Origin of the sequence: Streptomyces sp. URMC 126, from assembly GCF_051386555.1 — a bacterium.
Taxonomy (GTDB): Bacteria; Actinomycetota; Actinomycetes; order Streptomycetales; family Streptomycetaceae; genus Streptomyces.
The window spans coordinates 1-236 of the sequence record NZ_JBPQTX010001355.1; the positions used below are offsets into that span (position 1 = coordinate 1).

The following is a 236-nucleotide window of genomic DNA, read 5'->3' on the forward strand; positions in this document are numbered from 1 at the left end:
GTGCAGGACGACCGGCCCAACTCCGACGACCAGGTTACCGGTGCCGTGCTCACCTTCTCGGACGGCAGCACGGTCACCGTGGGGGCGCTGGCGGACGACGGCACCGCGACGAGCATCACGTTCCCGGCGCGGACCACGACCAGCCTGCGGATCACCCTCGTCACCGTCAGCGGGACGACCCGGAACGTCGGCCTGGCCGAGGTCCTGGTCTTCGGCGCCTAGCTGGTCGCTAGGAC

1 protein-coding gene is annotated in these 236 nt (G+C 70.8%); it reads left to right on the plus strand.

Features of this window, described 5'->3' with window-relative positions; genetic code table 11:
- Positions 1-222: DUF7402 domain-containing protein (locus tag ACSNOK_RS36250; protein WP_436784897.1), on the plus strand; the 222-nt coding region annotated here is incomplete at its 5' end.
- Between the last annotated feature and the right edge of the window lie 14 nt (positions 223-236).